This is a genomic window from Acidimicrobiales bacterium, from assembly GCA_035540975.1.
GTDB lineage: Bacteria > Actinomycetota > Acidimicrobiia > Acidimicrobiales.
The window spans coordinates 1-3,366 of record DATLFN010000082.1 but is presented as its reverse complement, the minus strand read 5'-3'; the positions used below and the strand labels follow the sequence as shown (position 1 = coordinate 3,366).

At 71.1% G+C, this 3,366-nt stretch carries 2 protein-coding genes; both read right to left on the bottom strand.

Translation table 11 applies throughout. The annotated features are described in order from the left end of the window. Window positions 1-180: 180 nt before the first annotated feature. Window positions 181-1,599, bottom strand: coding sequence for a hypothetical protein (locus VM242_09360; protein ID HVM05368.1), 1,419 nt, complete (start codon window positions 1,597-1,599; stop codon window positions 181-183). A gap of 49 nt (window positions 1,600-1,648) precedes the next feature. Further along, window positions 1,649-2,059, bottom strand: coding sequence for a sigma factor (locus VM242_09355; GenBank protein HVM05367.1), 411 nt, complete (start codon window positions 2,057-2,059; stop codon window positions 1,649-1,651). Between the last annotated feature and the right edge of the window lie 1,307 nt (window positions 2,060-3,366).

Genomic DNA, 3,366 nt, shown 5'->3' with positions numbered 1-3,366 from the left:
TCTTCTGGTTCTCGATGGTGCCGCCGGCACGCGAGTCGTGACGACCCATCCCGACCAGGCTCCTCGTCGCCGCAGGGCCCCGTAGTCATCGGATTCTGATCCCGGGGCGATGCCGGGCAGTCGTGCCGCGCTTCGGACGCTCGTTCGGTCGTATGTCACGGCCCGCCCGGCGCCGCCCGGTCAGCTCGTCGGGACGGCCGTGCACCCGAGCGGCCCGCTGGGCGCGCCCAGGTCGGCGCTGGCCACGAAGCCGGGGGCGAGGGTGATGTAGCTCGTGGGGCGGGCCAGGCTGGTCGCGTCGAGCGTGAGGGTCGGCGTTCCGTCCCCGCCGATCACCCGGTGGCTGTTGCCGTCCGGCGTGCCGCAGCTGGGATCGTCCCCGTAGACCACCAGGTACATGGCCGCCAGCGGCGCACGGCCGAGGACGACGGGGCGGTCGAACGTCACCGTGATCGTGCCGGCTCCGAGGTCGGCGGTCGCCGAGCGCAGCACCGGTCCCCCGTCGCCGGCACCCGTGCCGGCGCCGGTGGTGGCGCCCGGCGGCGGACCCGGCGGCCGCTCGGCCGGAGCCGAAGGCGGCGGCACGTCGAGGACCGTCACCGGGACGGCGACCTCGGCCACCTGCGCCCCCGTGTCGGGGTCGGTGGCGGTCACGCGCACCGAGGTCTGGCCCGGCGCCACGGAGACCAGGTCGCGGTGGCGGCCGCCCAGCTCGGACGGCACGAAGCCCGTGGTGACCGAAACGACCCCGGGGTCCGCGCTGTCCCAGGCGTAGCGGTACCGGTCCTGGTCCGCCACGACCGAGCACGAGGCGGCGTCCAGGAGCTGGACGTTGAGCCCGAAGCTGCCGTTCGGGCCCGGTACGACGACCGGCGACATGCCGGGGTCGAGGACCAGGGCCGCGCCCGGGTCGTCGCACGAGGGCAGCCGGCGGAACGCCTCCAGGTGGGCGTTGGCGAGGCGGAGGCGGCCGGTGCCGGGTGGCTGTTCGCCCACGTCGAAGTCCCCGACGAAGGCGGTGCCCAGGGGCCGGCGGAAGAACTCGCCGCGGTAGGTGATCCACTCGCCGGGCGAGCGCCCGTCGTACGTGCGGATCTCGTCGGACCACCACTCCTGCCCGTCCGAGGCGAAGTAGAAGAACAGGCGCATCTCGACACCGTGCTCGGTCCAGGTCAGCTCGAGCGTCGTGTACTCGTCCCGGGTGCCCGGGTCGCCGTGCACCTGCACGGGCGGCGCCGTCGAGAACGTCAGCCCCCCGGCGTCGATGGTCACGGCGTCGGCGCGGAGGGAGACCTGGCGCGTCTCGACGGAGAAGACGGCTCGGGCCGGCGCGGCCGTGGTGGGCGCCCCCGCCCCCGCGTCGTCGGCCGGGCTCGTCCGGATCCGGGTGGCGTCGCCGCCGCCGGTGGTGGTGGCGACGGCGGCCACCAGGGCGGCCACCACGGCGGCGGCCGCCACGACCCGCCGAGCGGGCAGCGTCCTCCGGACGGCGACGGGGCAAAGCTCGGCCCACTCGGGCGGTTCCACCGGCATCGCGTCGGCCTGGTCTCGGAACGGCGAGCGGAGTCGGACCTCCAGGTCGTCGCGTCCGGTCGTCATCGTTCGATCACCCTCTCCAACGTCGCCAACCCCCTCGCCGCCAGCGACTTCACCGTGCCGTTGCGACACCCCAGGGCGGCGCCGATCTCCGCCTCCGAGAGCCCGCCGTAGTACCGCAGCACGATCCCGCTCGCTGCCGGAACGGGAGGCAGGCGACCGCGTCGGCCAGCTCGGCGGCCGGGAGCTCGACCGTGGCGGCACCCGCGAGCAAGGCCAGCTTGGCCTCGCGCACGCGGCCCCGACGGCGCCAGTTGTGGCTCCGGTTGACCAGCGCCCTGCGAAGGTAGGCGTCGGGGTTCGACACCCGCTCCCACGAGACGAACATGCGGGCGAAGGCATCCTGGGCAAGCTCCTCGGCGGCCGACCGGTCCTGGGTGAGCAGGGCGACGAGGCGGACCGCGCCGGGCCACGCGCGCCCGAAGAACGCCTCGAAGGTCTCCGCTTCCGAATCGCCGCTCACCAGCGCCGGCGCGAGGACCGGCTCTGCTGCCGTGTGGGCGTCCACACTCTCTTCGACACCGGTCGACCGCGTCCGGTTCCGCACCGGTTCATGTTCTCCCGTTCGGGCGCGGCGGGGGCGGCTACCGCGCCGGGCGCAGGACCACGTGGCGGTTGAGGATGCCGCCGGGACGGAGGGCCGGCTCGCCGAGACGCTCCACTTCCGGCACGGTACCGTCGCGCAGCTCAGGTCGTCGGCGTGCCAGTCGATACGGGGCGATCTGCGCTGTCGTCGTCGCCACTTGACCTGATATCGACGGCGGTCCTCCCCCGAGCATTATCGGGCGGGGCTCGTCCGGAGCGGGCCATTGTCGAAGAGAACGACGTTAGTTCGCTCGTCGTTGGACTTCTTCACGTCCCATGGCGAGGATCTCGTCTACGGCGGGGTCGTCGGGAAAGTCGCGGTGATGCGCGGTAAGGCTATGAAATCCCACGCCAGCGAGACATCGTAAGTCCACTCCTATCCGGTCTGCGAGGCTCCGCCAAGCGTCCTGCGCCATCGTTGGCATGACCAGGAAGGCGATCAACCACGCCGACTCGTTCTCGCTGTGCAGCTGCAGTTCGCTCGCCACCAAGTGCACTTCCAGTGAGTGATCCCGGGCATCCGGAGAAGGGGAGTTCCCATCGTTCAGGGCAGGGTCGACTTCAACACGATGGATGCGGGTCGTCCACCCCCGTGCCCATAATCTTTGCGCACGAGTCCCACCGGACACCTCACGAGTTCGTGGCTTTACCCAGCCGTCAACGGGCGTACACCACGATGCTGTACCACCCGATTCCGGCGCGAGCTGTGCCTCTGCGGCGTCCGGCGTTCGTCAGCGCCAGCCATCGGCGACGAAGGTTAGCCATGTGCCTGAGGCTCACTGAGGAGGAGCCTTAGCCCCTGTCCAAGGGTGTGTACAGGGCTGGTAGGCACGCCGCGATCGGGTCCGGAGAACCTGTCTGCTTCGACGTAGGCAGCGCCGCCACTCGGACACAGTGAACGGGCGAGTTCATTCCGACGTCATCTGTCCTTTCTGCGATAGGCGGCAACCCCCGAAAGGACACGATGGCGGTACAGAGCGACGGAACGGCGGAACGTGCCGCTCGGCGGTGCCCCAGCGGTGCGCCGGGACCGGATCACAAACTGTGTTGAGGATCACCTGAGTCTGTAGGAAGGCGATCACTGAAGATGTAGGTCCTGAGTGCCCTGGGTGGGCCTTGAAAGCAGGGTCCACCAACGAGCTGGGGCTCCCTCCCACGCTGACGGTTCCGATACCGGCCAGCACC

Excerpts from the sequence above, each read along its gene's own strand:
- VM242_09360 (HVM05368.1), bottom strand. The coding sequence starts at position 1,599 with ATGACGACCGGACGCGACGACCTGGAGGTCCGACTCCGCTCGCCGTTC.